Below are 26,291 nucleotides of genomic sequence, written 5' to 3'. Positions count from 1 at the left end.
TCCGGCGTAACCCCTGGGTCAGCCGTCGATGCTGAAAGCACTGGCGTTGATCATGTGCCTGGCTTGCGACGCGCCGGTGGACGGCGTGTTGCGGGCGGATGCGGTCGCGGTCGACGTCGAGCTCGTTCTCGCCGTCGACGTCTCGCGTTCGATGGATTCCGAGGAATTCGCCCTGCAGCGCGCCGGCTATGTCGAGGCGCTGCGGCATCCCGACTTCGTCGAGGCGGTGCTTGCGGGGCGCTATCGGCGGATCGCCGTCACCTATTTCGAATGGGCGGGCACGGTCCGGCGGGAATCTGCCGTGCCGTGGCAGATCGTCGACGGGCCGGCCAGTGCCGCAGCCTTTGCCGCCAGGCTCGAGGCGCGGCCCTTCGGCGGCTATCGCGGAACCTCCATCTCGGGCGCGATCTCGCATGGTGCCGGTCTGTTCCGGAACAACGAGGTGGAAAGCTGGCGCCGCGTCATCGACATCTCCGGCGACGGGCCCAACAATGCCGGCCCGCCGGTTACCCTGGCGCGCGATGCCGCATTGGCGCAGGGCATCGTCATCAACGGCCTGCCGATCCTGATCCGGCCGTCGGGGACGGTCGAAGACCTGGACCGCTACTATGCCGAATGCGTCATCGGCGGCCCGGGATCGTTCGTCCTGCCTATCCGCAAGGTCGCGGAGTTCGCCACTGCCATCAGGCTCAAGCTCATCCTCGAAGTCAGCGGAACGGCCGCGCCGCCGCCGCCGGTCAAGGTCGAGGCCGCCCCTGCCGGCTACTGCATGGCCGGCGAGCGCGACAGGCGCATCTACTCCGATCCGTATTACCCGGAACTCGACCGTTAGGGACGGGCGCGCGGTGTCCGGCGGTTGATCGGACAGGCGGTCACATCTGCTTGTCTGGCCTTGTGATTGCCCCGATTGCCTTCAAATCGGCGTGCTCGCTTCCTAAATGGCGGCTCAAGCAACGCAGTCCGCCATGCCGGCGATAGCAACGGGAAACACGGTCCTGACCGACGTCATCCATGAAAAGCGTACAGCCGGGCAGGCTCCCGTCCGGCGGGCCATGCTCATCGTCAACCCGCGCGCCCGCCGCGGCGGCGGTTCGATCGCCGAGGCGAGGCAGGTGCTGGAGAAGGCCGGCATCGCCATCGAGGAGATGGTGACCGGCAGGGACGAGAACGCCTCCGAGCTCATCTCGCGCAACGCCGACCATTTCGACATGGCCATCGTCGGCGGTGGCGACGGCACGCTCAACAATGCGGCCGCCGGCCTCGCCTATACCGGCCTCACGCTCGGCGTGCTGCCGCTCGGCACTGCCAACGACTTCGCCCGCACGATGGGCATCCCGCCGGACCCGGTGAAGGCGGCCGAGATCATCGCCGCCGGCCGCGAGGTCACGGTCGACCTGGGCGAGGTCAACGGCCACCTGTTCTTCAACGTCGCCAGCATCGGCTTCAGCGCGGAACTCGCGGCCGAACTCACCGAACACGCCAAGAAACGCTGGGGCACGCTGGGCTACGGCATCGTCGCGGCGCGGATCCTGATGCGATCGCGGCTGTTTTCGGCCTATGTCGACCACGACGGCACCACCGAGAAGATCCGCACTATGCAGGTCTCCGTCGGCAACGGCCGCCACTATGGCGGCGGCATGACCGTCGAGGAGACGGCGACCGCCGACGATGGCTGGCTCGATCTCTACAGCCTCGAAGTCGATCACTGGTGGCGGCTCCTGCGGCTGTTGCCCAGCCTGCGCAAGGGCACGCACGGCCAGTGGGACGACGTGCGCGCCTTCAAGACCACCGAGGTGACCATCCGCACCAAGCAACCGCGGCCGGTCAATACCGACGGCGAACTTGTGACCTGGACGCCGGCGCATTTCCGCATCCGGCCCAAGTCGGTGCGGGTCTTCGTGCCGAAGTCCTAGGCGGGCCGCCTGCGTGTCGATGACACGCTTGTTGATCCATCCCCGCGATACGCTGCCGCCATTGAGTGGCACAATGGCGGGCGACGTCGCGATTCGGATGACCAGCGGGAGGATTCGCATGACGGGCAATTCGGACAACAAGGCCCATCCCGAGCCTCTGCCTGCAAGTGTTCCCGACGGCGGGTTTCCCATCCATCTCAAGATGGCGCGCCAGGCGCTGGCGGGCTCGCCGGTGCGCCGGTCCCTGACCTGGCTCTGCATCGGCATACTCGCCGTCATCGTCGCCACCTCGGTCGGCCAGATCGTGCTCAACCGCTGGAGCAAGCCCTTTTACGACGCGCTCGAGCGGCGTGATCTTGAGGCATTCCTCAACCAGCTCATCGTGTTTGCGGCAATCGCCGGTTCGCTGCTCGTCCTCAACGTGCTGCAGCAATGGCTCAACCAGATGATCCGCCTCAAGCTGCGCGAGGGGCTGACGGTCGACCTGATCACCGAATGGCTGCGCCCGGGGCGCGCCTTCCGCCTCGCCAATGCGGGTGCGGTCGGCGTCAATCCCGACCAGCGCATGCAGCAGGATGCAGGCCATCTCGCCGACCTCACCACCGACCTCGGCGTCGGCCTGCTGCAGGCATCGATCCTGCTCGCCTCCTTCGTCGGCGTGCTCTGGAGCCTGTCCTCGGGCTTCGTTTTCCATGTCGGCGGCAGCTCGTTCAGCATTCCCGGCTACATGGTCTGGGCGGCGATCATCTATGCCGGCTCGGCCTCGTGGCTGAGCTGGCTGGTCGGGCGGCCGCTGATCGGGCTCAACAGCGAGCGCTATTCGCGCGAGGCCGAGCTCAGGTTCTCGATGGTCCGCATCAACCAGAACATCGATGCCATATCGCTGGCGCGCGGGGAGGCCGACGAGAAGCGCCGCCTCGAGCTGGACCTGCAGGGCGTGCTTATGGCGCTCCGGCGCATCTTCCTCACCCAGATCAACCTGGCCTGGGTGACCGACGGTTATGGCTGGTTCACCGTCGTCGCGCCCATCCTGGTCGCCGCGCCGGTCTATTTCGCCGGCGACCTGAGCTTCGGCGGGCTGATGATGGCCGTCGGCGCCTTCAACCAGGTGCATGCGTCGCTGCGCTGGTTCATCAACAATGTCGGTGCCATCGCCGACTGGCGCGCCACGTTGATGCGCGTCGGCATGATCCGCAGCGTGCTGGTCGCCGCCGACGTGCTGCACGAGACGGAAGAGCGGATCGGCTTCGGCGAGAGCTTCGACGGCAGCCTGGGGCTCGACGGGCTCGAACTCGTGTCGCCGAGCGGCCGCACCAAGCTTTCCGACCCGCATCTGAGGGTCAAGGCAGGCGAGCGCCTGCTGGTGACGGGCGAGGCGGGCGCAGGCAAGACGCTGCTGTTCAGGGCGCTCGCCGGCCTCTGGCCGTGGGGCCGGGGGCGGATCGAATTGCCCGCCGGCAGGCAGCTTACCTTCCTTCCCCGTGCCTCCTACCTGCCGCCGGGCTCGCTGCGCACCGTGCTGTCCTACCCGTCCGACGGCCGCGAATTCGCCGACGAGGACTTTGCCACCGCACTCGGCGCGGTCGGGCTGGAGCGCCTGGCGCCGTCGCTCGACCGCATCGCGCCGTGGAACGAGGAACTCAACAGCGACGAACTCAGGCTGGTGGCGTTCGCGCGGATCAGGCTGCACAAGCCCGACTGGGTGATCATCGACGAAGCCTTCGACACGCTCGATGCGGCCGCGCACCAGCGGGTGCGGGAAATGTTCGAGGGCGAGCTGGCCAAGACCGGCGTGGTCTATTTCGGGCCGGCGCGCAACAGCCGCGACCTGTTCGACAGGACCGTTCATCTCGCCAAGGACAAGCGCGGGCCGGCGCTGCAGCGCGTGCGCATAAAGGAGATGGCCCAGGCGGCCGCCACCGCCTGAAGCGCCCATGCGCCGAGCAGCGGAGCAAGTCCGCGACGCATCGCGGACTTGCGGTCGGTAGGCTCGGCTTGCCCTGGACGTGTTGCCGAACTATCATAAAATGATAGTTGCAATCGGAGGCGTTAATGCCATCGAGCTACACTCTCGGTGCCCACTTCGAGGGGCTGGTGCGTGACCTTGTCGAGAGCGGTCGCTATGCGTCCGCCAGTGAGGTGTTGCGTGACGGGTTGCGTCTGCTCGAAGAGCGCGAGGATCGGCACCAGGCCAAGCTGGAGGCATTGCGCGAAGCCGTCCGAGAGGGCGTCGAAAGTGGAGCGCCCGAGCCTTTCGATTTCCAGTCCTTCATGAGCGAGCTTCGCGGGGGCTCGGACAAGCGTGGCGCGTAGGATTCGCCTCACACCTAAAGCCAGGTCTGACCTCGGGCAGATCTGGGCCTACATCGCCCATGACAACATAGCCGCCGCGGAGCGCTTGCTCGAGCGGATCAACGAGGTCTTCCAGTTGCTTGTCGAACATCCGGAAGCCGGTCGCAAGCGGGATGAAATTGCCCAGGGGCTGCGCAGCTTTGCGATCCGTACGCATGTCGTCTTCTACGAGATACGGGAAGGCTCTGTAGACGTTATCCGGGTTCTCGATGGGCATCGGGACATAGCCGAAGGCATGTTCGACGAGTAGCGTCGAACCTGACCGGTCACTGATTTTCAGCACCATGCTTCAAAAGACGTGCCCGGATGCCGGGCGCGGTCTTCTCCTCGGCATTTACTTGCCGATGTTGTCCAGATCGTATGGCGTGGTCTGGTAGACCCGGTTGATCCAGTTGCCGAACAGCAGATGCGCGTGCGAACGCCAGCGGTTGAGCGGCCGGCGCTGCGGATCGTCCTCGGGGTAGTATTCGTGCGGCACCGCGATCTTCACGCCGGCGGCGACGTCGCGGTCGTACTCTTCTTTGAGCGAGGTCGATTCGTATTCGATGTGGTTGAACATGTAGAGGCGGTTGCCGGTCTGCTCGGCGAGCAGGCTGGGGCCGGTCTCCTCCGACTCCATCAACAACTCCAGGCCCGAGCCTTCGGGAATGTCTGCGGCGCGGACCTCCGTCCAGCGTGACACCGGAATGGCGAAGTCGTCCGAGAAGCCGGCGAGATAGGGCGAGGCCGGGGCATTGTTGTTGTGGCGGAACACGCCGAAAGCCTTGCGCTCCAGCGTGTGCTTGGGAACGCGGTGGAAGTGCCATGCGGCGGCCATCGCGCCCCAGCAGATGAAGAACGGCGAATGGACGTTGGTCTTCGTCCAATCCATGATCTGCTCGAGTTCGTCCCAGTAGGTCACGTCCTCGAAGGGCAAAAGCTCCACCGGCGCGCCGGTGACGATGAAGCCGTCGAACTTGCGGTCCTTCACCTCTTCCCAGGTCTGGTAGAAGGCGATCAGGTGGTCTTCGGAGGTGTTCTTGGCCTTGTGGTTGCCGATGCGCACCAGGGTCAGCTCCACCTGCAGCGGGCTCGCGCCGATCAGGCGGGCGAACTGGGTCTCGGTCCTGACCTTGTTCGGCATGAGGTTGAGCAGGCCGATCTGCAGCGGTCGGATGTCCTGGCGGAGCGCGCTCTGCTCGTCCATGATGGACACGCCCTCTTTCACCAGCACTTCGCGGGCGGGCAGCTGATCCGGGATCTTGATCGGCACTGTGCGAACTCCAAGCAACAAAAAACCGGCATTGCTGTCGCAAAGCCGGTTTACGGATCGCAAACGGCCCTTTAGCGACTTGTTTAACGTGGCTGCAAGCCGACCGGCCAAATCACCACGGATCGAGGACTAGCTATTACGCCCGGCGACGGATTGCGTCAACCGTGACCCATTCGTGCGGGCAGGGCTGCCGCTTTCGCCGGTTTTCCTCGACATTGCCGGCCCCGAGGGGTATTTCCGCTGCGGCCTCCGCCCGGAGGCGCCAATCCAGGATTTTCGACATGACCAAGGCACCTGAGCAGATTCGCCCCGAACCCCGCGCCGGCATCATGGACATCGCAGCCTATGTCCCCGGCAAGAGCACCGCTCCGGCAGGCGTCGCCAAGGTCCATAAGCTCTCGTCGAACGAAAATCCGCTGGGCGCCTCGCCGCACGCGATCGAGGCGGTGAGGAAGCTCGCCGGGAAGATGGAATATTATCCCGACGGGTCGGCGTCGCGCCTGAGACAGGCGATCGCGTCGGCCCACGGGCTGAACCCGGCCAATATCCTGTGCTCCAACGGTTCGGACGAGGTGATCGGCCTGCTCGCCCAGAGCTACCTCTCGCCGGGCGACGAGGCCGTCTACACCGAACATGGCTTCATGGTCTACAAGATCTACACCCAGGCCGCCGGGGCCACCCCGGTCGTCGCCAAGGAAGATTCCGAAAAGGCCAGCGTCGACAACATCATCGCGGCGGTGACGCCGAGGACCAGGATCGTCTTCCTCGCCAACCCCAACAACCCGACCGGCACCTACCTGCCGTTCGAGGAGGTGCGTCGCCTGCATGCGGCGCTGCCGAAGAACGTGCTTCTGGTGCTCGACGCCGCCTATGCCGAATATGTCCGTCGCAACGACTACGAGGCCGGCGTCGAGCTGGTCGCGGCCAACGAGAACGTCGTCATGACCCGCACCTTCTCGAAGATCCACGGGCTGGGCGGCATGCGCATCGGCTGGATCTATGCGCCGTCGCACATCATCGACGTGCTCGAGCGGATGCGCGGGCCCTTCAACGTCAACGCGGCGGCAATCGAGGCCGGCGTGGCGGCGATGGAAGATCGCGGCCATGTCGAACGCACCATCGCCCACAACGCCCAGTGGGCGGAGTGGCTGGTCAAGGAGTTCGAGACGCTCGGCCTGCGCGTCACGCCATCGGTCGGCAACTTCCTGCTGGTCCACTTCCCCGACGACGGCAAGCACTCGGCCGCGGCGGCCGACGAGTATCTTTCGGCGCGCGGTTATATCCTGCGCAGGGTCGCCGGCTACGGCTTCCCCAATGCGCTGCGCATGACCGTCGGCACCGAAGAGGCAAATCGCGGTGTCATCGCTGCCCTCACCGAATTCCTGAAAAGCTGAAAAATGTCCGAACCCCTGTTTGAAAAGATCGCCCTGGTCGGCATCGGCCTGATCGGCTCGTCGCTGGCGCGCGTCATCCGCCGCGAAGGGCTTGCCCGCCACATCGCCATCTCCACCCGCAGTGCCGCCACGCTGGCCCGCGCCGAGCAACTCGGCCTGGGCGACAGCTATTCGAGCGACGCCAGGGCGGCGGTCAAGGACGCCGACCTCGTCATCGTCTCGGTGCCGGTCGGCTCGTCGGGCGCGGTGGCCGAGGAGATCGCGCCTGCGCTGAAGCCGGGCGCCATCCTCACCGATGTCGGCTCCACCAAGGCCTCCGTCATCGCCCAGATGCGGCCGCACGTACCCGCGGGCGTGCATTTCATCCCCGGCCATCCGCTGGCCGGCACCGAGAAGTCGGGTCCCGACGCCGGCTTCGCCGACCTGTTCGAGAACCGCTGGTGCATCTTCACGCCGCTGCCGGGCACCGATGCCGCGGCGCTCGAGAAGCTGTCGGAGTTCTGGCGCCGCTGCGGCTCCAACATCGACACGATGGACCCCGAGCATCACGACATGACGCTCGCCATCGTCTCGCATCTGCCCCACATAATCGCCTACAACATCGTCGGCACCGCCGACGACCTCGAGGCGGTGACCAAGTCTGAAGTGATCAAGTACTCGGCCTCGGGCTTCCGCGACTTCACCCGTCTCGCCGCCTCCGATCCCACCATGTGGCGCGACGTCTGCCTGCACAACAAGGACGCGATCCTCGAGATGCTGGCGCGCTTCTCGGAGGACCTCGCCTCGCTGCAGCGGGCGATCCGCTGGGGCGACGGCGAGAAGCTGTTCGATCTCTTCACCCGCACCCGCGCCATCCGCCGCTCGATCATCCAGGCCGGCCAGGAAATCGACGCACCCGACTTCGGTCGCCAGGCGGTCGAGCATCCGGTGAAAAACTAGGGAATGGTGAAGTAGTGAGTAGGGACTGACGGCTTGCCTCGGCCCGCGCGGCTGAAATCGGCCCTACTCACTACTCACTACCCGCTCACGTGCAGTCGTTGTTCCACTTCGGATTGAGCGTGGTGCCGTAGAGCTTGAAGCATTGGTTCGGCGGTGCGGAGAAACGCAGGTCGAACACCTTGCGCCAGCCTTCCCAGACAAGCCCGGTCTGCTCCCAACCCACGAGCCACACGTCCTTGGCGTAGGGCGGGATGTAATAGGTCTTCTTGTTGCCGAGCGGCATTTCGCCAGTCTCGAATGATTTCGGCTCGCCGTTTTCGCTGTATCGCAGTTGGAACTTGGCGACGAAGCCGCCCTCGTTGAAGACGGTCACGTGGCCTTCCAGTGGCGGGATCGGCAGCGGCGGATTCGGTACCGTGTCGTTGAGCGCGCATTCCCACCTGTCGTTGGTGAAGCCGTAATACCCGTCGAACGGGCACTCCATCTTCCGGACCAGCATCGTCCTCTGGTTCGGATCGATGTCGGCCACCAGATAGTCCTGGTACGACGCCGAACCGGAACGGAAGAACGGGATGCTGGAGTTGCCGATGGTGCCGATGCGTTCGCAGGTCGAATGGATGTGGCCGGCAAAGACCGCCGAGACCCCGTATTCCACCATGATCCCGTTGAAAGTCGTGACGCCCGGCTCGATGAAATTGTCATGGTAGTCGTGGAGGTTGACGATGATGATGTCGCCACGGTTGCGGGCGATCGCCAGGTCGTTCCTCAGCCAGTAGAACGACGGCTTGATGAAGTAGAAGTCGCGGCGTGCGGCTCCCGCGTTCCACGAATTCCAGTCGTCCTGGTAGGAAGGAAAATTCTGAAGCTGGACGAAATGCACCCTGCCAATGTTGAAGGAATATGCGAGGCTTCCCGTATAGTCCGTCCGCAGTTCCGGGAATTTGTAGTAAGAGACCTCGGTAAAATCGTACCGTACCAGACCAGAGTTGGACTTTAGCCATCCGTACATGAAGTCGACCATACGGGTGGCGCCGTTGTTGTTGTAGCTGTCGTCGACATTGTTCTGGTAGTCGTGGTTGCCCAGGCCGGGATAGAAGGGCATCTGCAATATCGAGGCGATCTCCCGATATTTGTCGAGCTGCCAATCGTGACCGAAGGCTGTCAGGTCGCCATTGGCAACGACGCCCTTGATCGGGAAAGGATTGCTCGAATCCTTGCGGCTCTTCGCAAGGGCATTCATGCTTTCATATTGCTCCCAAATCTGGCGTTGAGAGTTTTGCTTGATCTGCTCCTCGGTTTTGAGGCCTGGCGGCAGGATTTCGTCGTACCATGGGTACTGGGGGTCGGATGACCAGATCATGCCGAAGGGATAGTCAGTCGCGGTCATTGCCATGTCCTCCACTCGCAAGGGTTGTATCTTGCAAGTGCAGATTGCATCTATTGGTTGCATGAATGCAATAGGCAACTTAGGGTAGTCGAGGGTGTCCGCGGCGGCTGCCTGTCCGGACGCGATTGCGGCCGGCGTCGGAGCCGATCGTGCTGCCCGGTCGTCGCTACCGCGCTACCGCCGGCACCGTGCCCAGCGGAATGAAGCCGAGCGTTGCCTTGCCGCTCGCGATCTTCAGCGGCAGGGTCGGCGCGTCGCCAAGCGCTGCAAGGCCCGACAGCGCCGCCTCGATCCGTTCACGCTCCTCGGGAATGGCTTCCGACAGGACGGCCGACAGCTTCTTGGGGTCGAGGACCTTGACCGTCAGGTCGGCGTCGATCAGCCCGTCTCCGGCGACCGACCACGGTCCGCTGACCGAAACCCCGGCGCTGCCGCCGGTGGTGAGCGTCATGGAACGGATCGTGCCGGCCCTTCCGCGCAGGCGCAGGTCCGACTTCGCGACCATCTCCACGCCGTTGGCCAGCGAAGTGTCGGCGCTGCCGTCCAGCGGCGGCAGCTTGCGGCCCTGCAGGGCGGCGGGGTCGACGACCAGGCCGGTAAAGGTGGCGGCAAGGTCGAGGTCGGCGCCGTTGGGGCGCAGGTGCGCCTGGATGTTTTCCGCGCCGAACAGCGGCATCGGCACGCCATCGCTGAAGGAGGCCTGCCCGGTCAGCTTGCGCGCCTCCACCGACAGCCGTTGCGGCACAGGGTTGGCCAGACGCGCGCTCGCGTGCATGAGTTCCCAGTCGAACTGGAGCTGGGGCAGGTCGGGCGCGGTCACGCGCAGCGGCCCGTCGAGTTCGACCAGAGCGCGCGACGGCTGGTATATCTGGGCCACGGTGCGCAGGTTGCCGGCGCTCGCCGAAATGCGTTGCCGCGAGTCCTCGTATTCCACCCGCTCGCAGGTCAGGCCGATGCGGAACGGGAAGCCCTTGATGCCCGGATTGACGCAATCGGCGGCAATGCCGTTACCGTTGAAATCGGCGATCGCCGCGCGCACGGCTTCCTCGGATCTGCCGGCAAACCAGAACCAGCCGGCACTGTAGCCCCCGAACAGGACGATGATGAACAGGCCGAGCCCGAGGAAGCGGCGGGTGTAGTTCGTTTTCGGCTCTCGGCTTGACGTCATGCTCGGGCTCTCGTTAACGCGTGTGCGGACCACCAACAGGGTTGGCGATATGGGCGATTTTTGGGTGTTTGGCTATGGCTCGCTGATGTGGCGGCCGGGATTTGCCCATGTCGAGACGCGGCGCGCGCGCCTGATGGGCTTTCGCCGCTCGCTGTGCATCCGCTCCTGGGTGCATCGCGGCACCGAGCAGCGCCCAGGCCTGGTGCTCGGCCTCGACCGCGGCGGCTCTTGCGTCGGCATGGCGTTCCGTGTCCCCGGCGACCTGCGCGACGAGGTCATCGCCTATCTCAGGGAGCGCGAGCTGGTAACCAGCGTCTATCTGGAACGCGAGCTGGCGATCCGGCTCGACCAGGGCAACAAGGTCCCGGCGCTCTGTTACATCGCCGACCGCAATCACCATCAATACGCCGGCAATCTCGATGCCGCCCATGCCGCCGAGATCGTCTCGGGCGCGGTGGGCGTGTCGGGCCGCAACGAGGACTACGTGCTCAGCGCCGTTGCGCATCTCAAGGCGCTCGGCATCCGCGACCACTGGCTGGAAGAGGTGGCGCGCCGCGTCCATCCATGAGTGTCAGCAGCGAAAAATGCATGCCCGATTTTCGGCGGCAAGACTTGCGGACAAGCGCTATTCATTGCCCATGCTTTTCGAAAGACCTTCCGACGACTCGCTCTACGATGCCCTGATCGCCCGCGATCCGGGCTATGACGGCCTCGCCTATGTCGGGGTGACGTCGACCGGCATCTTCTGCCGGTTCACCTGCGCCGCCCGCAAGCCGAAGCGCGAGAACGTGCGTTTCTTCGATACCGCCGCCCAGTGCCTGCATGCCGGCTTCCGGCCCTGCCGGCGTTGCCGGCCGATGATGGGCACCGGTGCGCCCGAGCCGCTGGTCGCCACGCTGCTCGATGCGCTCGACCGCGAGCCCGAACGCCGCTGGCTGGAGGCCGACGTGGTCGCCATGGGCCTGGATGCCTCGACCGTGCGCCGTGCCTTCAGGCGCCGCTTCGGCATGAGCTTCCTCGAAATGGCGCGGCTGCGCCGCATCGGCAAGGCGGCGGCGCATCTAGCCGAAGGCGACAGCGTCGTCGATGCGCAGCTCGACGCCGGTTTCTCGTCCGGCAGCGGTTTTCGCGCGGCAGTGACGCGGCTGCTCGGCGAGACCCCGGCCAGGCTGCGCGGCAAGGCCATGCTCAAGGCCGACTGGATCGAGACGCCGATCGGCCCGATGATCGCGATCGCCGATCACCATGCCCTGCACATCCTCGAATTTCTCGAGCGCAAGGCACTGGCGACGGAGGTGAGGAAACTGCAGGCCGCCACCGGCTCGGCCATTGCCTTCGGCCGTTCGGCGCCGATCGGCCAGGTCGAGGCCGAACTCTCGGCCTATTTCGCCGGACGGTCGGCCGATTTCGCCACCCGGCTCGCGCCGCTGGGCACGTCCTTCGAGCAGCAGGTCTGGGGTGGGCTGCGGCGCATCACTGTCGGCACGACGGCGACCTATTCCGGCCTCGCCGCCGATATCGGCAATCCCGCCGCGGTGCGCGCCGTCGGCCGCGCCAACGGCGCCAATCCCATAGCCGTCGTCATCCCCTGCCACCGGGTGGTCGGCGCGGCCGGCGACCTGACCGGCTATGGCGGCGGGCTATGGCGCAAGCGCTGGCTGCTCGAGCACGAACGCCGCATGGCCGTCGGCCGCGGCGCGGCCCCGGTCAGCTGACGCCGAGTTCCTTGAGGCGCTTGACGGCCGTGTCCGGCATCGGCGGCGGGTTGGCCGACCTGGCCGCGTCGATGAGGAACTCGTCGCAGGCGGCTTCCGTTTCGGCGATCAGCCGCCGCATGAATTCTTCCTTGTCCAGCCCGGCCGGGATCGGCTCGAGGAAGCGTGCCTTGATCGTGCCGGGATGGCGCAGGAACTTGCGGCGCGGCCAATAGAGGCCGGCGACATGCGCCACCGGCACCACCGGCAGGTTGAGCGCCGAGTAGAGCTCGGCGATGCCCCATTTGTAGGCCGGCTCGTCGCCGGGCGCGCGGCGCGTGCCCTCGGGGTAGATGATCAGCTGGCGGTCGTTCTGCATTTCCTTGCGCGTCGCGACCACCACCGCCTTCAGCGCCGCCGAGCGCTTGCCGCGGTTGACCGGGATCATGTTCATCTTCTTGATGTACCAGCCGAAGAACGGGATCCACATCAGCTCGCGCTTGAGGATGTAGAGCGGGTCGCGCAGATAGGGAAAGAAGGCGATCGCATCCCAGAACGACTGGTGCTTGGGCGCCAGGATGAACGAGCCCTCGGGCAGGTTCTCCATGCCGGTGATCTCGCTTTTCGTGCCGGCGATCTTCTCCTGCAGCCACAGGCTCGAACGCGCCCAGAATTTCGGCACGAACCATGCCCGGTGGCGCGGCGACAGGAAGTAGTAGGGCGTCCACAGGATCATCTGGACGACCAGGCTGACATAGAAGACGAGGTTGAACGCCAGCGAGCGGATTTGGAGCATCTTTTGCGTGGGGTGCCTGAGGACGGGAATCCGCGTTCGTTACACCAAGCAGCCCGAAAAGGAAAATGCTGTCGCGGCGAAGGCTGGCCCCTGGCTGCTATTCCGTGGCCTCGGCCTGCACGACCACCATGTTTTCGGCGCTCGGCTTGACCGGCACGATCCCGCGCGCCAGCGCCAGCAGGTATTTGTTGTATTCGATGAACAGCACGCGCAGCGCCTCCGGCTTGGCCAGCCAGTTGCCTTTGTCGAGCCTGGAGTTGACCACCGGATAGGGGTCGAGGGTGGCGCGCGGCAAAAGTCGCCCCAGTTCGAGCAGGCTGCGCGGCATGTGGTAGTTGTTTGTGACCAGGATGATGCGCTGGTAGGCGTGGTTCTGCACCCATTTGGCGCTTTCCACGGCATTGCCGATCGTGTCGAGCGCGGCGCGGTCGATGTCGACGCGGTTGAACAGCTCAGTGTCGCTGCCGGTGGCGAGCTGCAGTTGGCGGCGGGTCGCGGAGGGGTGCACGCCGCTGATCAGGAGGCGCTCGCCCTTGTCGGCCTTGAGCAGGTCCATGGCCGCGTCGAGCCGCGACTGGCCGCCGGTGAGCACGATGATGGCATCGGCCTTCGACGGGTTGCCGGGCGTGTTCAGGCTGCTGACGTGGGTTGCGAATATGCCGAAGCCGCCGGCGAATACGAGCGCTGCAATGACGAGAACGAAGAGCAGGCGGCGCAGGACGATGGTCCTCCGGCGCGGACCGCGCACGGCCGAGCGGAACCTTGGTGCTGAAACCGTCCCCGATGCGGCGAGTGCGTCCTGTCCCATCACGGCACCATGATTATGCAGGCTTTGCGGCATTTGCAGAGCCCAGTTTCGCACATTCCATGACGATACGACACACTTCGTGAGGAGATGCTCATGTACTACATCCCGTCCGGCTGGCGCATGTCGATCTCGTCGAGATAGGCAACGACCGTGAAATGCGAGGTGGCCGCGGTCAGGGCGCCGATCACTGCAACCACCACGGCGACGCCGAGATAGCCATTGGCGCCGATGGCGAAGTTGCCGAACAGGGCGGTCGCCTGGTCGGCCTGGGGGGTGGCGAGATTGCGCGACGACCACCACGAGAAGACGATGAACACAAGCACCGCGGCCAGGCCGCCGGCGGCCGCGCCCTTCATGCCGGTGAGCAGGAAGTGGCGGCGGAACTCGCTGGCGATGAAGCGCGCTTCCGCTCCGACGAAATGCAGCACCTCGATGATGTGGCCGTTGCCGGCCATGGCGCCGCGCGTGGCGAAGACCACCGACAGCACGGTCGCCGCCAGCATCAGCACGAGCACGCCGGTGCCGATGGTCACCGTCGTGCGCGCCATCGCCACCAGCCGGTCGACCCAGGTGCGGTGATCGTCCAGCGAGGCGGTCGGGACCTTGGGGGCGATCGCCTCGCGCATGGCCTGGAAATCGGGTGGGCCGTTTTCGTCGATGGTGATGATCACCAGGCGCGGCACCGGCAATTCATCGATGTTCAGTCCCTTGCCGAGCCAAGGCTCGAGCAGGCGGGCGGTGGCGTCGCGATCGACGATCCTGGTGGCGCGCACGCCGGGAAACTCGCCGGCGATGCGCGATGCGGTCTCCAGCGCCGCCTCCATGTCCAGACCCTCGGCCGGCTTGACCTGGATCGTCGCCTCGCGCGAGATCTGGCTCTCCCAGACCGAAGCCGTGTCGCGGACGAGCGTGACCGCGCCGAAGGTCAGGCACGACAGGAAGGTCATGATGGCGATGACCAGCACCAGCGCCCGGCCGGCGACGTTCTGCGACGGCACGATGGGTGCGGTCCGGCGCTGGACGGGCGATTGGGCGCGCTGCTGCTCGGCGTCGTCGAACTCGTCCTCGAATTCGGCCTCGTCCGCATGACGCTGGGCGGAACCGTCAATCATAGATGTCGAGCCTCCCGCCGGTGAGAATCATGCGACGGGCGTCGACCTGGTCCATCAGGCCGAGGTCGTGGGTGGCGATGACGACGGCGGTGCCGAGCCGGTTGAGCTCGATGAACAGCCTGAGCAGCCGCCGCGCCAGCGGCGGGTCGACGTTGCCGGTGGGCTCGTCGGCAAGCAGGACCTCGGGTTGTTCGATCAGCGCCCGGGCGATCGCGGCGCGCTGCTTCTCGCCGCCCGACAGCACCGGCGGCAGCACGTGCATGCGCTCGCCCAGCCCGACCCATTTCAGCAGTTCGGTCACGTCGGTGCGGTAGCTCGCCTCCTCGCGGCCGCGGACACGCAGCGGCAGGGCCACGTTCTCGTAGGTGGTCATGTGGTCGAGCAGGCGGAAGTCCTGGAACACCACCCCGATGCGCCGGCGCAGCAGCGGCAGTTCGGCCCGGGTGATGCGGGAGCGGTCCTTGTCGAAGATGCGGATCAGTCCGCGCGTCGGCTTGAGCGACAGGAACAGCAGCCGCAGCAGCGTGGTCTTGCCGGCACCGGAAGGCCCGCTCAGGAACTGGAACGAGCGCTCGGGAATGTGGAAGGAGACATCGCGCAGGATCTCCGGACCCATTCCGTATCTGAGGCCGACATTCTCGAAGCGGATCACGTGCTGCTGACCTTGATTGATCCCGTAAGTGGTTCGGGACCCTCGCCGCCCGTTTCTACGAAACGACCATGGGTCCGCATGGTTAACGAACGGTTAATTTCCGGACCGTGTCGAGGCGCGAAGCACCCCGGTGGCGAAGCATTAACCAATTCCGTTTACCCACTTCCGGCAGAATGTCTAAGGGGTCCGATGGCTGACGCGCGGAAAGCACGCCCGGTTTCCGGCGAAATCATGGCCGCGGGCAGCCGCGACACATGCGCCCAGGTGCCGCAGCGCGATTTGGCCGACATCGTCGATGCGGATTTCGACGTGCTGCCGGCCGGTCCGGCCGACGGCGAATCAGGTGCGGGGCAGGCGGCCTTTCCCGACCAGTCCGCCGCAGCGGAAGGCATGGACATGCTGCGTCTTGCCGGGGGGCGGGAGCGCGCAGCCCGCAGCCGCGGCGGCGTGGCCTTCTGGCTCGCCGGCATTGTCTTGGCGGCCACGGCCTTCTGGGTGGCCGGCGGCCATGCCGTCCTGCGCGCGTCGGCGCTGACGTTCTCCGGCCAGGGCGCATCGTTCCGGATCGCCGAGGTCAGTTCGCGCGTCGACCTGTCCGGCCAGAGACCCGTGCTGCTCGTCGACGGCGCTGCCGTCAACGATGGAGCGGGTCCTGCCGAACTGCCGCCGATCGACGTCTCGATCGCCACCAATGACGGCAGGATGCTGCACTACAGGCTGGGGACAGGGGCCGCCCGCGTTGCGCCTGGGGCAAGATGGGACTTTTCGAGCCGCCTCGACGTGCCTATGAACGGGATACGGACCGTTACGGTCGCTTTCTCGGAATAGGATGACGTCATGCCGGTTGTGCGCGACAAGGAAATCGAGGTGCTGTTCTCCGCTTCGGCGATTGCACGGCGCAATCTGGAACTCGCCAAGGACATCGCGGCGCACGACTACACCGACCTCTTGGTGATCTCGGTGCTCAAGGGGTCGTTCATCTTCGCCGCCGACCTGATCCGCGCCATGCACGACGTCGGCCTGTCGCCCGAGGTCGAGTTCATCTTCATCTCCAGCTACGGCTCCGGCACCACCAGCGGCGAGGTGCGTGTGCTGCGCGACATCGACAACGAGGTGAAGGGCAGGGACGTGCTGCTCATCGACGACATCCTCGAATCGGGCAAGACGCTGAAGTTCACCCGCGAGTTGATGCTGTCGCGCGGCGCCAAGAGCTGCTCCATCGCTGTGCTGCTCGACAAGCGCATGCGCCGGCAGACCGATCTCAACGCCGACTATGTCGGCTTCGACTGCCCCGACTACTTCGTCGTCGGCTACGGCATGGATGTCGCGCACGCCTTCCGCGAACTGCCCTTCGTCGGCGTGGTCAAGGGCGACGCCTGACGCCGGGGCAGGCGCGAAATCGCGTGGCCTTCAGGAATCGTCAACCTGTCGCGGCAAATATCGCGGCATGGCAAAGCTTCTGATCGTCGAGGACGATGAGTCCGTCCGCACCCTCGCCGCCCGCGCGCTCGAACGCGCCGGCCACATGGTCGATGTCGCCTGCGACGGCGCGCAGGGGCTGGATTGCATCCGCGCCGCGGGCGGCCGCTTCGACCTGATCGTCTCCGACATCCGCATGCCGGAGATGGACGGCATCGAGATGGCGCAGGCCGCGGCGCGCGCCTTTCCCGGCCTGCCGATCCTGTTGATGACCGGCTATGCCGACCAGCGCGAGCGCGCCGAGGAACTCGACGCCATCATCCTGGACGTCGTGCAGAAGCCATTCACGCTCGCCGACATCCGCGACCGCGTTTCGCTTGCGCTGGTCAGGTCCGGTCAGTCGACGGCGGTGCTGGCCGGCGCCGCCTGAGGCGCCCGCGTACCGACGTTCAGCGCGAACATGCCCGCGCCGACGATGAGCAGCGCGCCGACCAGCGTGCCGCCGTCCGGCACCTCGGCGAAGAACAGGAAACCCCACAGCGGCGCCCACAGGAGCCCGGTATATTCGAAGGTCGCCGCCCTGTTGGCTGGCGCCAGCCGATAGGCCTGCCCCAGCAGCACCATGCCGATGGCGGCGATGACGCCGCAGGCCGCCATCATCAGGAAATCGAACAGGGTCGGCCACACCCAGGGCCGCATCAGGAAGTCGAGGCTCGGATGCCCCGTCTGCGGCAGGCCGGCAGCAGCGAAGACTGCGGTGACGACCAGGGCTCCCACCAGATAGGCGGCGTTCTGGTAGAAGGCCATGGTCGTGGCGCTTTCATCCGCGCCGATCTTGCGCGCCATCAGCTGGGAGAAGCCGTAGAGGAAGGCCGAGGCGAGCGACAGCAGCGCCGCCCATTCGAAGATGCCGGCGCCAGGATCGACCATGACGACGACGCCGACGAGCCCGATGGCGCCCGCGGTCATGCTCTGCCACGGCACCCGCTCGCCGAGATAGGGGCCGGCCATCGCCATGATGATCAGCGGCGCCATGAAGAACAGCGCCGCCGCATCGGCGATCGGCAGCGCCGGTATCGCCAGATAGTAGGCACAGTAGGACACGAACAGGATCGTCGATCGCGAGGCGAGGAAGCGCCAGTTGGGCGAGGCGAGGGCGTTAAGGCCGACGTCGCGGTGGACCATGAACAGCAGCAGCGGCAGGGCCACGACCGCCCGGATCAGCAGCGCCTCGCCCACCGGGTAGGTGCCGGCAACGGCCTTGATCAGCGCGTCCTGGATCGAGAATACCAGCACACCCAGGCACAGGCAGAGGATGCCGAGAAGCGTTCTGTTCATGAAAGTGGTTGCCTGAAGCTGTTGCGAATGCCTGCTGAAGCGTCTCGGGCCGAGCCCCGGTCCACCTCCGGACCGCTGCCCGCCAAGAAAAAACCCGCCGAGAAAACCGCGGCGGGTGAAAGTGAGGACGGTAACACCAGTCCGTAGCCGCATCTGACGGCCACCTTCCAATGGGTGAGCGGACTATCGGTTGCCGTTTGACTCTATGCAAACGAATTGAAATGATGGCAGTCATCAGAAATCCTGATGCCTGGCGGGGTAGGCCATGTCCGTCCGTCTCGACAGCGAGTTGCTGCGTACCTTCCTCGCCGTGGCCGAGAGCGGCAATTTCACCCGCGCGGCGGAGGCGGTGGGGCGCACTCAGTCGGCGATCAGCATGCAGATCAAGCGCCTGGAAGAGGTGATCGGCGGCGAGCTGTTCGTGCGCGGCGCCCGCGGCGTCGCACTCACCCGGCTGGGCGGCGACCTCGTCGGCAACGCCCGCCGCATCGTCGACCTGCTCGACGAGACGGCCTCGACGATGCGGGTTCCGCAACTGGGCGGGCCGGTGCGCATCGGCCTTCCCGAAGAGTACGGCCAGCCGATCCTGTCGCGGGCGCTGGGCGCCTTCGCCAAGCGCCATGCCCAGGTGGAGGTCACCGTCAGGTTCGGCTATTCGGCCGCTCAAATGGCCGCCCTTGCCGCTGGAGAGCTTGATCTGGCGGTGGTTTTCGAGTGGCAGGCGCCTTCCGGCGCCGAGGTCCTGATGCAGGATCCGACGGTGTGGGCCTCCTCCAACCACCATCATATCCACCAGGAGCGGCCGCTGCCGATCGCCGTCTACGGCCGCGACGGCTGGTGCCGCGAATATGTGCTGGATTCGCTGGAGAGCCGGAGCATCGACTACCGCTTCGCCTATACCAGCGACACCACCAACGGGCTCGTGCTCGCCGTGACCGCGGGCCTTGCGGTCGCGCCGATTTCGCGCAGCAACATCCCGCCCGACTGCCGCGAACTGACGGAGGCCGACGGCTTCGGCCAGATCGATACGACCCGCGTCGTGCTGCACCGGAATCCGCGTGCCGTGAGCGAAGCCGTGGACGCCATGGCGGACGCCATTCGCGATGCTTTCCATCAGCGCGGCTGATTGCTGGACCAACCGATTCCTCCTGACATTGTTCCTGACAAAAGGCTGTCAGCAGGACCGTGCTAGTGTCCTAGCCAGTGAAGAGGAGGAGAAGATGATCACATTCTACCACGCGCCCTGGTCCCGCTCCTCGGGCATACTCTGGCTCCTCGAGGAGCTCGGCGTCCCCTACGAGATCGAGAAGGTCAACATCCGTGCGCCCGGCGGGGCGCCGGAGGATTACCGGGCGATCCAGCCCAACAAGAAGGTGCCGGCGATCGTCCATGACGGCGTCGTCGTCACCGAGAGGGCGGCGATCTGCACCTATCTCTGCGATGCCTTCCCCAAGGCCGGCCTCGCGCCTCTGGTCGGCGATGCGATGCGCGGGCCCTATCTCACCTGGCTCGTCTATGCCGATGCGGTGTTCGACCCGGTGCTGGCCGCCAAGGCCCACGGCCACGAGTTCATGGGCGGCGGCTATTCCTACGGTTCGTTCTCCGAGATGGTCGCCAATCTCGAACGTACGCTGTCGTCGCGGCCCTACATCGCCGGCGACCGCTTCACCGCGGCGGACACGCAGATCGGCGGCGGCATCAACTACGGCATCCGGGTGCTGAAGGTCCTGCCGGAGAAGCCGGTGTTCCAGGCCTACTTCGAGCGGCTGGCGGCGCGGCCCGCCTTCCAACGCTACAGCCAGAAGGACTTCGAGCTCGCCCGCGAGGCCGGCATGGCCGGCTGACCGGGGGCGGCGAGAGGCCGTCCGCGGCTTTCCGATGTTGCATGGGCCCGATTGATGCGCCTGGGCCGGGATACCGCCCCGGTCGCCGGGCGCGACGGCGCCGGGCGTCGGTTGCAGCTACTTGAGCTCGAGCAGGCGTTCGAGATACTGGCGCTCGAGTTCCGGGCTCAGCGCGTTGCCGAGGCGCTTGCGGATCGCATCGAGGATCTGGCGGGCGCGCTGCACGTCGATCTCGTCGGGCACCTTGACGGAATCGCCGAAGTCCGGGCCCGTCGTGGCACGCGGCCGGCCGAGCGGATCGCGGTCGGCGTTGCGCTGGCGGCCACCTTCCTCGCTGCCGCCCTCGTCGCCCTGCATCGCCTGCATCTGCTGCATCATGTCCTGGGCGCCCTTGCGCAGCGCCTCCAGCGCCCGGCCCTGGTGGCCGACGGCGCGGTCGCCTTCGCCGTCGCGTAGCGCGCCCTCGGCCTGGTTCATGGACTTGCCCGCCTCGCCGAAGCCTTCGCCCGGCTTGATGCCGAGGCCTTCGAGCCCCTTCATCAGCGCCTCCAGGTCCTTCTCCAGCTGGCCCTGGCTCTCCTGCAGCTGCTTGAGCGCGTCGGCGAATTCCTGCGGGGTCATCGGACGTCCCTGCTGGCCCTGGCCCTGCTGCTGGTCCTGGCCGGGCTGGCCGTTGTCGCCGAACTCTTCGTCCTGGTCCTGGCCCGGCTGCTGGCCGCGCTGCATCTGGTCCATGCGGAAGGTCTCGTTCATCGTCTCCTGCTGGCGCCGCATGATCTCGCCGAGCTTGTCCATCTGCTGGCGCAGCTCGGAGTTCTGCTGGCCCTGCTGGCCGCGTTGGCGCCGTCCCGCCTGCAGGTTGTTCATCATGTCCTGAAGCTGCGACAAGAGCTCCCTGGCCTGGTCGCGATTGCCCGACTTCGCCAGGTTCTCGATCTGGTCGAGCATGCGCTGCAGGTCGCTCTGGCGCAGCTCCTGTCCGGGGGCGGGCAACTGCGCGTTCTGGTTCTGCTGGGCACGCTCGGCGAACTCGCGCAGGAACTCGTCCATAGCGGCGCGCAACTCGGCCATCAGCTTGTCGATCTCCTCGTCGCTGGCGCCGCGCTCCAGCGCGTCCTGCAGCGCCTGCTGCGCCTGACGCAGCCGCTTCTCGGCGGTGGAAAGGTCGCCCTCCTCGATGCCGAGCGCCACCTCCCAGAGATAGGAGACCACCTCGCGCAGCTGGTCGTCCGTCGTCGCCATCTTCAGGCGGGTGCGGGCGCTCATCAGCGCCAGGTAGTGCGACAGGTTGTCGATCGTGTCCTCGGGCCGGAGCGTGATGGCATCCATGAGGGCGAGCACGCGGGCCTTGGCGTTGGCATCGAGGCCGAGCAGCCGGCGCTGCTCGATGACCGCCCGCGCCAGCGGATTGGTGAAGGGCCGCTCGGGAAGCACCAGCGTCTTGGTCTCGCTCCTGGCCTCCTGGCCGGCGTCGTCGACGGCGAGGAGCGTCAGCTTCACCTCGGTACCCGCCCAGACATGCTCGGTCAGGTCGCGTGTCGCCTTGGTGGGCTTGTTGCCGGCGCCGCGGCGCGGCAGCGCCAGGGGCATTTCCGGCCGCCCGTAGAGTGGCCGTGCGTCGGGCGCCTGCGGTTCGGCGAGAGCGAAGTCGGTCCGGGCGGAAGCTGCGCCGTAGTCGTCCTCGATCTGGTAGCTGAGCTCGAAGGTGCCGTTGACGGCGCGCCTGGGCTCGCCGACGAACCGGATGGCCGGCGGGCTGTCGGGCGTCACCGCGAAAGCCCAACTGCCGAGTTCGTCCTCGCCGGACTTGAGCGTCAGCCGGCCTTCGGCGTCGAGCTTGTCGGAGAACTGCCGCACCGCGGCGACCGGCCCGGTGGTGGCCGGCTTCGCTGCGTCGGTCTTCGGTGCCGCCGGCGCGATGTCGCGCGCCGTGCCGTCCGGGGCGGTGAAGGCGAGCGTCTCCTCGCCGGTGCCGCCGGTGACGCGCAGCGACAGTTCGCTGCCTTGCGGCACCGTGAGCACGGCAGCTTCGTGGCCCGCGCCGGTTGTCAGGAAGACCGGGGCCTTGCCGGTATAGGGCGGCGGCGTCACCCAGGCGTCGATGCGCGGGGGGACCGCGTCGCGCGCCGCATGCGTCTGCAGCACGTCGCCGACGCGGCCGCCCCACGGCCCGAAGGAAAAAGCGAAGGCAATCACGAACAGCAGCGCCGCCGCCGCACGCAAGGCCCAGGGGTCGCGCTCCGGCACCAGGGTTCGCGGCAGGTCGCCGCCCAGCCTGCCGAGCTTTTCGGCCATGCGCTTCTGGTGTTCGCGCCAGAGCGCGTCGGCGAAATTGTCGGGCCGGCCCGAGGGGCGGTCGGTCTGGACCTGCACCGGCGTATGTTCGAGCTTGTTGGCCCGCTCGACGCGGCTGTCGACTTCGGCCCAGGACGGCAGTCGGAAGAAGCGAAGCGGATAGAGCGACGCCAGGGCGGCGATCGCGAATGCGGCGCCAAGCACCAGCCGCGCCATGTCGGGCAGGAGCCTGAAGACACCCAGCCACGACAGGCTGAGGAATAGGCTGGCGATGACGAGCAGCGGCAGGACCAGCGGCCAGCCCCGCTCGACCAGCATCGCCGTGCCGATGGCCAGGCGCGTCCTGCCCAGGCTGGCGGCTATGTCGCGATGCAGCGCTGATCTGGCCTGTTCGGTCATCGGCCCTTCCGTTGGGCAGCGCGGGATGCCGCCGCCATGCCTTCGTTCAGAATACCATCAATCGCGGCGAACGCGAGGCGACCAACACAATCGTGAAGGGAGCCGCCGCCAAGATGATGTTCGCCAATCTCACGGCTGATTGAATGCTGTTGGTCTGTCGTGCGTCCTTCGACAAGCTCGGGATGAGGATCGGTGGCGCCGACGCTGTCTCGTTGGACTTCTCAACAGGACCGCCGGCGCTATGGCCGTCTTGTCGAATTTTCCAGATCGACTTTCTTCAACATAGGCGCGTCCTTCAACATGAGCACTGTCGGCATCAACGGTCCTCATCCTGAGCTTGTCGAAGGACGCACGACCGACCAACTGCACCAGCCTTGTGGCTGCTCAGTCTGCTCCTCACAGCCAGTCCGGCAGCGAATCGAGCCCGATCAGCTCGTCGTAGGTCTGGCGCTTGCGCACGACGTGGAAGCGGTCGCCGTCGACCAGGACTTCGGGCACCAAGGGCCGCGTATTGTAGGTGCCCGCCTGGACCGCGCCATAGGCGCCGGCGGTACCCACCGCGATCAGGTCGCCGGCCTTGAGCCTCGGCAGGTCGCGGTCGAGGCCGAGATAGTCGCCGGTCTCGCAGACGGGGCCGACGATGTCGACGGTCATGCGCGGGGCGTCGGCCTTGGCCTGAACCACCGGGCGGATGTCGTGGTAGGCGTCGTAGAGCGTCGGCCTGATCAGGTCGTTCATCGCCGCGTCGACGATGAGGAAGTTCTTGGCGTCGCCCTCCTTCACGAAGATCACTTCGGAGACGAGGATGCCGGCATTGCCGACGATCAGGCGGCCCGGCTCGAACATCACCTTGAGGCCGAGCTTGGCGACGTGCTTGTGCACGATCCTGGCATAGGCGTCGGGCAGCGGCGGCGGGTTGTTGTCGGTCTTGTAGGGAATGCCGAGGCCGCCGCCGAGATCGACATGGTCGATGGCGTGGCCGTCGGCCTTCAGGGTCTCGACCAGTTCGGCCAACAGCGCGAAGGCATCGTCGAAGGGCTGCAACTCGGTGATCTGGCTGCCGATATGCATGTCGATGCCGGTCACTTCGATGCCGGGCAGGCTTGCTGCCCGGGCATAGACCTCGCGGGCGCGCTGCATCGGGATGCCGAACTTGTTCTCGGCCTTGCCGGTGGAAATCTTCTTGTGCGTCTTGGCGTCGACGTCCGGGTTGATGCGCAGCGAAACCGGCGCCTTCGTGCCGTTGGCCACTGCGCGATGCGATAGCAGCTCCAGCTCCGGCTCGGACTCGACGTTGAAGCAGAGGATGCCGGCTTGAAGCGCGAAATCCATCTCGCGCGCCGTCTTGCCGACGCCGGAGAACAGGATCTTGTTCGCCGGGATGCCGGCGGCCAGCGCGCGCCGCATCTCGCCCTCGGACACCACGTCGGCGCCGGCGCCGAGCTTGGCCAGCGTCTTCAGCACGGCCTGGTTGGAGTTGGCCTTGAGCGCGTAGCAGACCAGTGCGTCGAGATCGGCGAAGGCCGCGGTGAAGACCTTGAAGTGCCTGGTCAGCGTTGCCGTCGAATAGCAGTAGAACGGCGTGCCGACGGCCGCGGCGATGTCGGTCAGCGCCACGTCTTCGGCATGCAGGACGCCGTCGCGGTAGTCGAAGTGGTTCACGGCAGTTCCGTTTGGGCTATCGGCACTCTCATCCGGCCCTGCGGGCCACCTTCTCCCTGCTGGGGAGAAGAGGCAAGCCGCGGCGCCGAGCATCTCCTCTCCCCTCGGGGAGAGGGTGGCCGAGCGAAGCGGAGGCCGGGTGAGCGGGCATATGGTGAAATGGTCAGATCAGCGGATCGAGGATGAAGGGCTTGTCCGCCACCGGTTTCTGCGGCTCGGCCGGCACCGGCTGGCCGGCCTTCTGGGCGTCCTTGCGCGCCTGCACGGCGGCGTCATAAGGCGTGTCGAGGTCGCCCCTGCGGCCGCAGGCCGAAACCACGCCGACGGCGGCAATCAGCCCGAGCGTCACCAAAATCCTGCCAGCGGTCATGATCCATCCGTCCGCGAAAATTTCCCCGCTGCTTGTAGCGGAGATTCTTGGGCTTTGCACCCCGGCTCGATCACGCTTTCGTAAGGCGCTTCTTCCAGTAGCGCACCTGCTTCCTGACCTCGGCGGGTGCGGTGCCGCCGAAGGAGGTGCGGCTCTTCACCGAGTTCTGCACCGACAGCACCGAGAAGATGCCGTCGGTGATGCCGTCGTGGATCGACTTGAGCTCGTCGAGGGTGAGCTTCTCCAGGCCCACCTTCTTGCTTTCGGCCAGCGCCACTGCGCGGCCGGTGACGTGGTGCGCCTCGCGGAAGGGCATGCCGAGCGAACGCACCAGCCAGTCGGCGAGATCCGTCGCGGTCGAATAGCCCGAGCCGGCCGCCTTCTTCATCGCCTGCTCGTTGATCGTCATGTCGCCGACCATGCCGGTCATCGCCGCCAGCATCAGGTCCAGCGTCTCGGCGGCGTCGAACACCGCTTCCTTGTCTTCCTGCATGTCCTTGGAATAGGTCAGCGGCAGGCCCTTCATCACCGTCAGCAGGCCGACGAGATGGCCGTTGACGCGGCCGGTCTTGGCGCGCACCAACTCGGCCGCGTCGGGGTTCTTCTTCTGCGGCATGATCGACGAGCCGGTGGAGAAACTGTCCGACAGGCGCACGAAGCCGAACTGCGGCGTCGACCAGATGACGATCTCCTCGGCCAGCCGCGACAGGTGCGTGGCGCAGATCGCCGCCACCGACAGGAATTCGAGCGCGTAGTCGCGGTCCGATACGCTGTCGAGCGAGTTGCGGGTCGGCTCGCGGAAGCCGAGCGCCTTGGCCGTCTGGAAGCGGTCGATGGGGAAGCCGGTGCCGGCGAGCGCTGCGGCGCCCAGCGGGCTCTCGTCCATGCGTTCGATGGCATCGCGCACGCGGGCGAGGTCGCGGGCGAACATCTCGACATAGGCCATGCAATGATGGCCGAAGGTCACCGGCTGCGCCGTCTGGAGATGTGTGAAGCCGGGCATGACGGTCGCGGCGTGCTGCTCGGCACGTTCGAGGAAGGCCGCGATCAGACCCTTCAGCGCCTCGGCGACGCGATGGAACTCGTCCTTGACCCAGAGGCGGAAGTCGACAGCCACCTGGTCGTTGCGCGACCGCGCCGTGTGCAGGCGGCCGGCCGCCGGGCCGATCAGCTCGGCGAGGCGCGCCTCGACATTCATGTGGATGTCTTCGAGACGGGCCGAGAATTCGAACTTGCCGTCCTCGATATCTCGCAAGATCGTGTTCAGGCCGTGAGCGATTTTCTGTTGATCCGCGGCCGAAATAATGCCCGTTTCCGCCAGCATCTCTGAATGGGCGATCGAGCCTCGGATGTCCTGGGCGTAGAGCTTCCTGTCGAAGCCGATGGAGGCGTTGATCGCCTCCATGATCGCGGCCGGGCCCGAGGCAAATCGTCCGCCCCACATCTGGTTGCTGGCCTTGTTGTCGCTCATCGTGATACCCGGGCTCCGGAGAGAAA

At 66.2% G+C, this 26,291-nt stretch carries 26 protein-coding genes and 1 riboswitch; of the genes, 14 read left to right on the top strand and 12 right to left on the bottom strand.

Features of this window, described 5'->3' with window-relative positions; genetic code table 11:
• Positions 1-28 precede the first annotated feature (28 nt).
• From AmiPiv_RS21320 to AmiPiv_RS21300, 5 genes are all read left to right on the top strand, one after another.
• On the top strand, positions 29-832 hold the full coding sequence (locus AmiPiv_RS21320; RefSeq protein ID WP_340040616.1) for a DUF1194 domain-containing protein: 804 nt from the start codon (positions 29-31) through the stop codon (positions 830-832).
• Positions 833-965: 133 nt separating this feature from the next.
• A complete protein-coding gene (locus AmiPiv_RS21315) occupies positions 966-1,913 on the top strand; it encodes a lipid kinase (RefSeq protein WP_340040614.1) in 948 nt (315 codons plus the stop codon).
• 118 nt (positions 1,914-2,031) lie between these two features.
• The gene (locus AmiPiv_RS21310; protein WP_340040613.1) at positions 2,032-3,840 is read left to right on the top strand and encodes an ABC transporter ATP-binding protein/permease; all 1,809 of its coding nucleotides are present in this window, start codon (positions 2,032-2,034) and stop codon (positions 3,838-3,840) included.
• Positions 3,841-3,965: 125 nt separating this feature from the next.
• On the top strand, positions 3,966-4,226 hold the full coding sequence (locus tag AmiPiv_RS21305) for a type II toxin-antitoxin system ParD family antitoxin (protein ID WP_340040612.1): 261 nt from the start codon (positions 3,966-3,968) through the stop codon (positions 4,224-4,226).
• Positions 4,216-4,515: a type II toxin-antitoxin system RelE/ParE family toxin gene (locus AmiPiv_RS21300; protein WP_340040610.1), complete on the top strand. Its 300-nt coding sequence runs from the start codon at positions 4,216-4,218 to the stop codon at positions 4,513-4,515. Before AmiPiv_RS21305 ends, AmiPiv_RS21300 begins: the two co-directional genes overlap by 11 nt.
• An 84-nt stretch (positions 4,516-4,599) precedes the next feature.
• Here AmiPiv_RS21300 and metA read toward each other — a convergent pair whose 3' ends face one another.
• Positions 4,600-5,517 (bottom strand): homoserine O-acetyltransferase MetA, encoded by a 918-nt coding sequence (metA, locus tag AmiPiv_RS21295; protein WP_340040608.1) that lies wholly within the window; start codon positions 5,515-5,517, stop codon positions 4,600-4,602.
• A gap of 51 nt (positions 5,518-5,568) precedes the next feature.
• Positions 5,569-5,646: riboswitch (SAM riboswitch) on the bottom strand.
• A gap of 152 nt (positions 5,647-5,798) precedes the next feature.
• Between metA and hisC the strand changes: the two genes are divergently transcribed.
• Positions 5,799-6,911 carry a histidinol-phosphate transaminase gene (hisC, locus tag AmiPiv_RS21290; protein WP_340040606.1) on the top strand — a complete coding sequence of 371 codons (1,113 nt, stop codon included), beginning with the start codon at positions 5,799-5,801 and terminating at the stop codon, positions 6,909-6,911.
• 3 nt (positions 6,912-6,914) lie between these two features.
• The gene (locus tag AmiPiv_RS21285; protein ID WP_340040604.1) at positions 6,915-7,850 is read left to right on the top strand and encodes a prephenate/arogenate dehydrogenase family protein; all 936 of its coding nucleotides are present in this window, start codon (positions 6,915-6,917) and stop codon (positions 7,848-7,850) included.
• A gap of 85 nt (positions 7,851-7,935) precedes the next feature.
• Here AmiPiv_RS21285 and AmiPiv_RS21280 read toward each other — a convergent pair whose 3' ends face one another.
• Positions 7,936-9,237: a metallophosphoesterase gene (locus AmiPiv_RS21280; RefSeq protein ID WP_340040603.1), complete on the bottom strand. Its 1,302-nt coding sequence runs from the start codon at positions 9,235-9,237 to the stop codon at positions 7,936-7,938.
• Positions 9,238-9,403: 166 nt separating this feature from the next.
• Entirely contained in the window at positions 9,404-10,405 is a 1,002-nt protein-coding gene (locus AmiPiv_RS21275) for a DUF2125 domain-containing protein (RefSeq protein WP_340040602.1), read from the bottom strand.
• A gap of 49 nt (positions 10,406-10,454) precedes the next feature.
• Here AmiPiv_RS21275 and AmiPiv_RS21270 point away from each other — a divergent pair, with 49 nt between their 5' ends.
• Together AmiPiv_RS21270 and AmiPiv_RS21265 are read left to right on the top strand one after the other, a co-directional pair.
• Positions 10,455-10,973, top strand: a complete 519-nt coding sequence (locus AmiPiv_RS21270; RefSeq protein WP_340040600.1) for a gamma-glutamylcyclotransferase — start codon at positions 10,455-10,457, stop codon at positions 10,971-10,973.
• Positions 10,974-11,043: 70 nt separating this feature from the next.
• Entirely contained in the window at positions 11,044-12,120 is a 1,077-nt protein-coding gene (locus AmiPiv_RS21265; protein WP_340040773.1) for a bifunctional transcriptional activator/DNA repair enzyme AdaA, read from the top strand.
• Here the strand turns inward: AmiPiv_RS21265 and AmiPiv_RS21260 are convergent.
• The 4 genes from AmiPiv_RS21260 to ftsE form a co-directional block, all read right to left on the bottom strand.
• Entirely contained in the window at positions 12,113-12,895 is a 783-nt protein-coding gene (locus AmiPiv_RS21260) for a lysophospholipid acyltransferase family protein (protein ID WP_340040598.1), read from the bottom strand. The genes AmiPiv_RS21265 and AmiPiv_RS21260 overlap by 8 nt on opposite strands.
• A gap of 97 nt (positions 12,896-12,992) precedes the next feature.
• Entirely contained in the window at positions 12,993-13,703 is a 711-nt protein-coding gene (locus tag AmiPiv_RS21255; RefSeq protein ID WP_340040596.1) for a YdcF family protein, read from the bottom strand.
• 98 nt (positions 13,704-13,801) lie between these two features.
• Positions 13,802-14,815, bottom strand: a complete 1,014-nt coding sequence (locus AmiPiv_RS21250) for a cell division protein FtsX (protein WP_340040594.1) — start codon at positions 14,813-14,815, stop codon at positions 13,802-13,804.
• Positions 14,808-15,467 (bottom strand): cell division ATP-binding protein FtsE, encoded by a 660-nt coding sequence (gene ftsE / locus AmiPiv_RS21245; protein ID WP_340040592.1) that lies wholly within the window; start codon positions 15,465-15,467, stop codon positions 14,808-14,810. The genes AmiPiv_RS21250 and ftsE overlap by 8 nt, the downstream gene beginning before the upstream one ends.
• Positions 15,468-15,698: 231 nt before the next feature.
• On the opposite strand from ftsE, the gene AmiPiv_RS21240 reads away from it, so the two are divergent.
• The 3 genes from AmiPiv_RS21240 to AmiPiv_RS21230 all read left to right on the top strand — a co-directional run bounded on the left by AmiPiv_RS21240 (position 15,699) and on the right by AmiPiv_RS21230 (position 17,316).
• On the top strand, positions 15,699-16,295 hold the full coding sequence (locus AmiPiv_RS21240) for a hypothetical protein (RefSeq protein WP_340040590.1): 597 nt from the start codon (positions 15,699-15,701) through the stop codon (positions 16,293-16,295).
• A 9-nt stretch (positions 16,296-16,304) separates the two neighbouring features.
• Complete coding sequence (gene hpt, locus AmiPiv_RS21235; RefSeq protein ID WP_340040588.1) at positions 16,305-16,847, top strand: hypoxanthine phosphoribosyltransferase; 543 nt, start codon at positions 16,305-16,307, stop codon at positions 16,845-16,847.
• Between the two features lie 67 nt (positions 16,848-16,914).
• A complete protein-coding gene (locus tag AmiPiv_RS21230) occupies positions 16,915-17,316 on the top strand; it encodes a response regulator (RefSeq protein WP_340040586.1) in 402 nt (133 codons plus the stop codon).
• On the opposite strand, the gene AmiPiv_RS21225 is transcribed toward AmiPiv_RS21230, so the two are convergent.
• Positions 17,283-18,224: a DMT family transporter gene (locus AmiPiv_RS21225; RefSeq protein ID WP_340040584.1), complete on the bottom strand. Its 942-nt coding sequence runs from the start codon at positions 18,222-18,224 to the stop codon at positions 17,283-17,285. The two genes, AmiPiv_RS21230 and AmiPiv_RS21225, sit on opposite strands and share 34 nt — an antisense overlap.
• A 265-nt stretch (positions 18,225-18,489) precedes the next feature.
• Between AmiPiv_RS21225 and AmiPiv_RS21220 the strand changes: the two genes are divergently transcribed.
• Both AmiPiv_RS21220 and AmiPiv_RS21215 read left to right on the top strand, forming a co-directional pair.
• Positions 18,490-19,350, top strand: coding sequence for a LysR substrate-binding domain-containing protein (locus AmiPiv_RS21220; protein WP_340040582.1), 861 nt, complete (start codon positions 18,490-18,492; stop codon positions 19,348-19,350).
• 94 nt (positions 19,351-19,444) lie between these two features.
• Entirely contained in the window at positions 19,445-20,068 is a 624-nt protein-coding gene (locus tag AmiPiv_RS21215; RefSeq protein WP_340040580.1) for a glutathione S-transferase family protein, read from the top strand.
• Positions 20,069-20,185: 117 nt separating this feature from the next.
• Here the strand turns inward: AmiPiv_RS21215 and AmiPiv_RS21210 are convergent, their stop codons facing one another.
• From AmiPiv_RS21210 to argH, 4 genes are all read right to left on the bottom strand, one after another.
• Positions 20,186-22,762 carry a TIGR02302 family protein gene (locus AmiPiv_RS21210; protein ID WP_340040578.1) on the bottom strand — a complete coding sequence of 859 codons (2,577 nt, stop codon included), beginning with the start codon at positions 22,760-22,762 and terminating at the stop codon, positions 20,186-20,188.
• Positions 22,763-23,158: 396 nt separating this feature from the next.
• Positions 23,159-24,424 (bottom strand): diaminopimelate decarboxylase, encoded by a 1,266-nt coding sequence (gene lysA, locus AmiPiv_RS21205; RefSeq protein ID WP_340040577.1) that lies wholly within the window; start codon positions 24,422-24,424, stop codon positions 23,159-23,161.
• A gap of 163 nt (positions 24,425-24,587) precedes the next feature.
• Entirely contained in the window at positions 24,588-24,794 is a 207-nt protein-coding gene (locus AmiPiv_RS21200) for a lipoprotein (RefSeq protein ID WP_340040575.1), read from the bottom strand.
• A gap of 70 nt (positions 24,795-24,864) precedes the next feature.
• Positions 24,865-26,265, bottom strand: coding sequence for an argininosuccinate lyase (gene argH, locus AmiPiv_RS21195; protein ID WP_340040573.1), 1,401 nt, complete (start codon positions 26,263-26,265; stop codon positions 24,865-24,867).
• Positions 26,266-26,291 lie beyond the last annotated feature (26 nt).

The organism is Aminobacter sp. Piv2-1, from assembly GCF_037625995.1.
Taxonomy (GTDB): domain Bacteria; phylum Pseudomonadota; class Alphaproteobacteria; order Rhizobiales; family Rhizobiaceae; genus Aminobacter.
The sequence above is the reverse complement of the archived record's forward strand: the minus strand, read 5'-3'. Positions and strand labels throughout refer to the sequence as shown.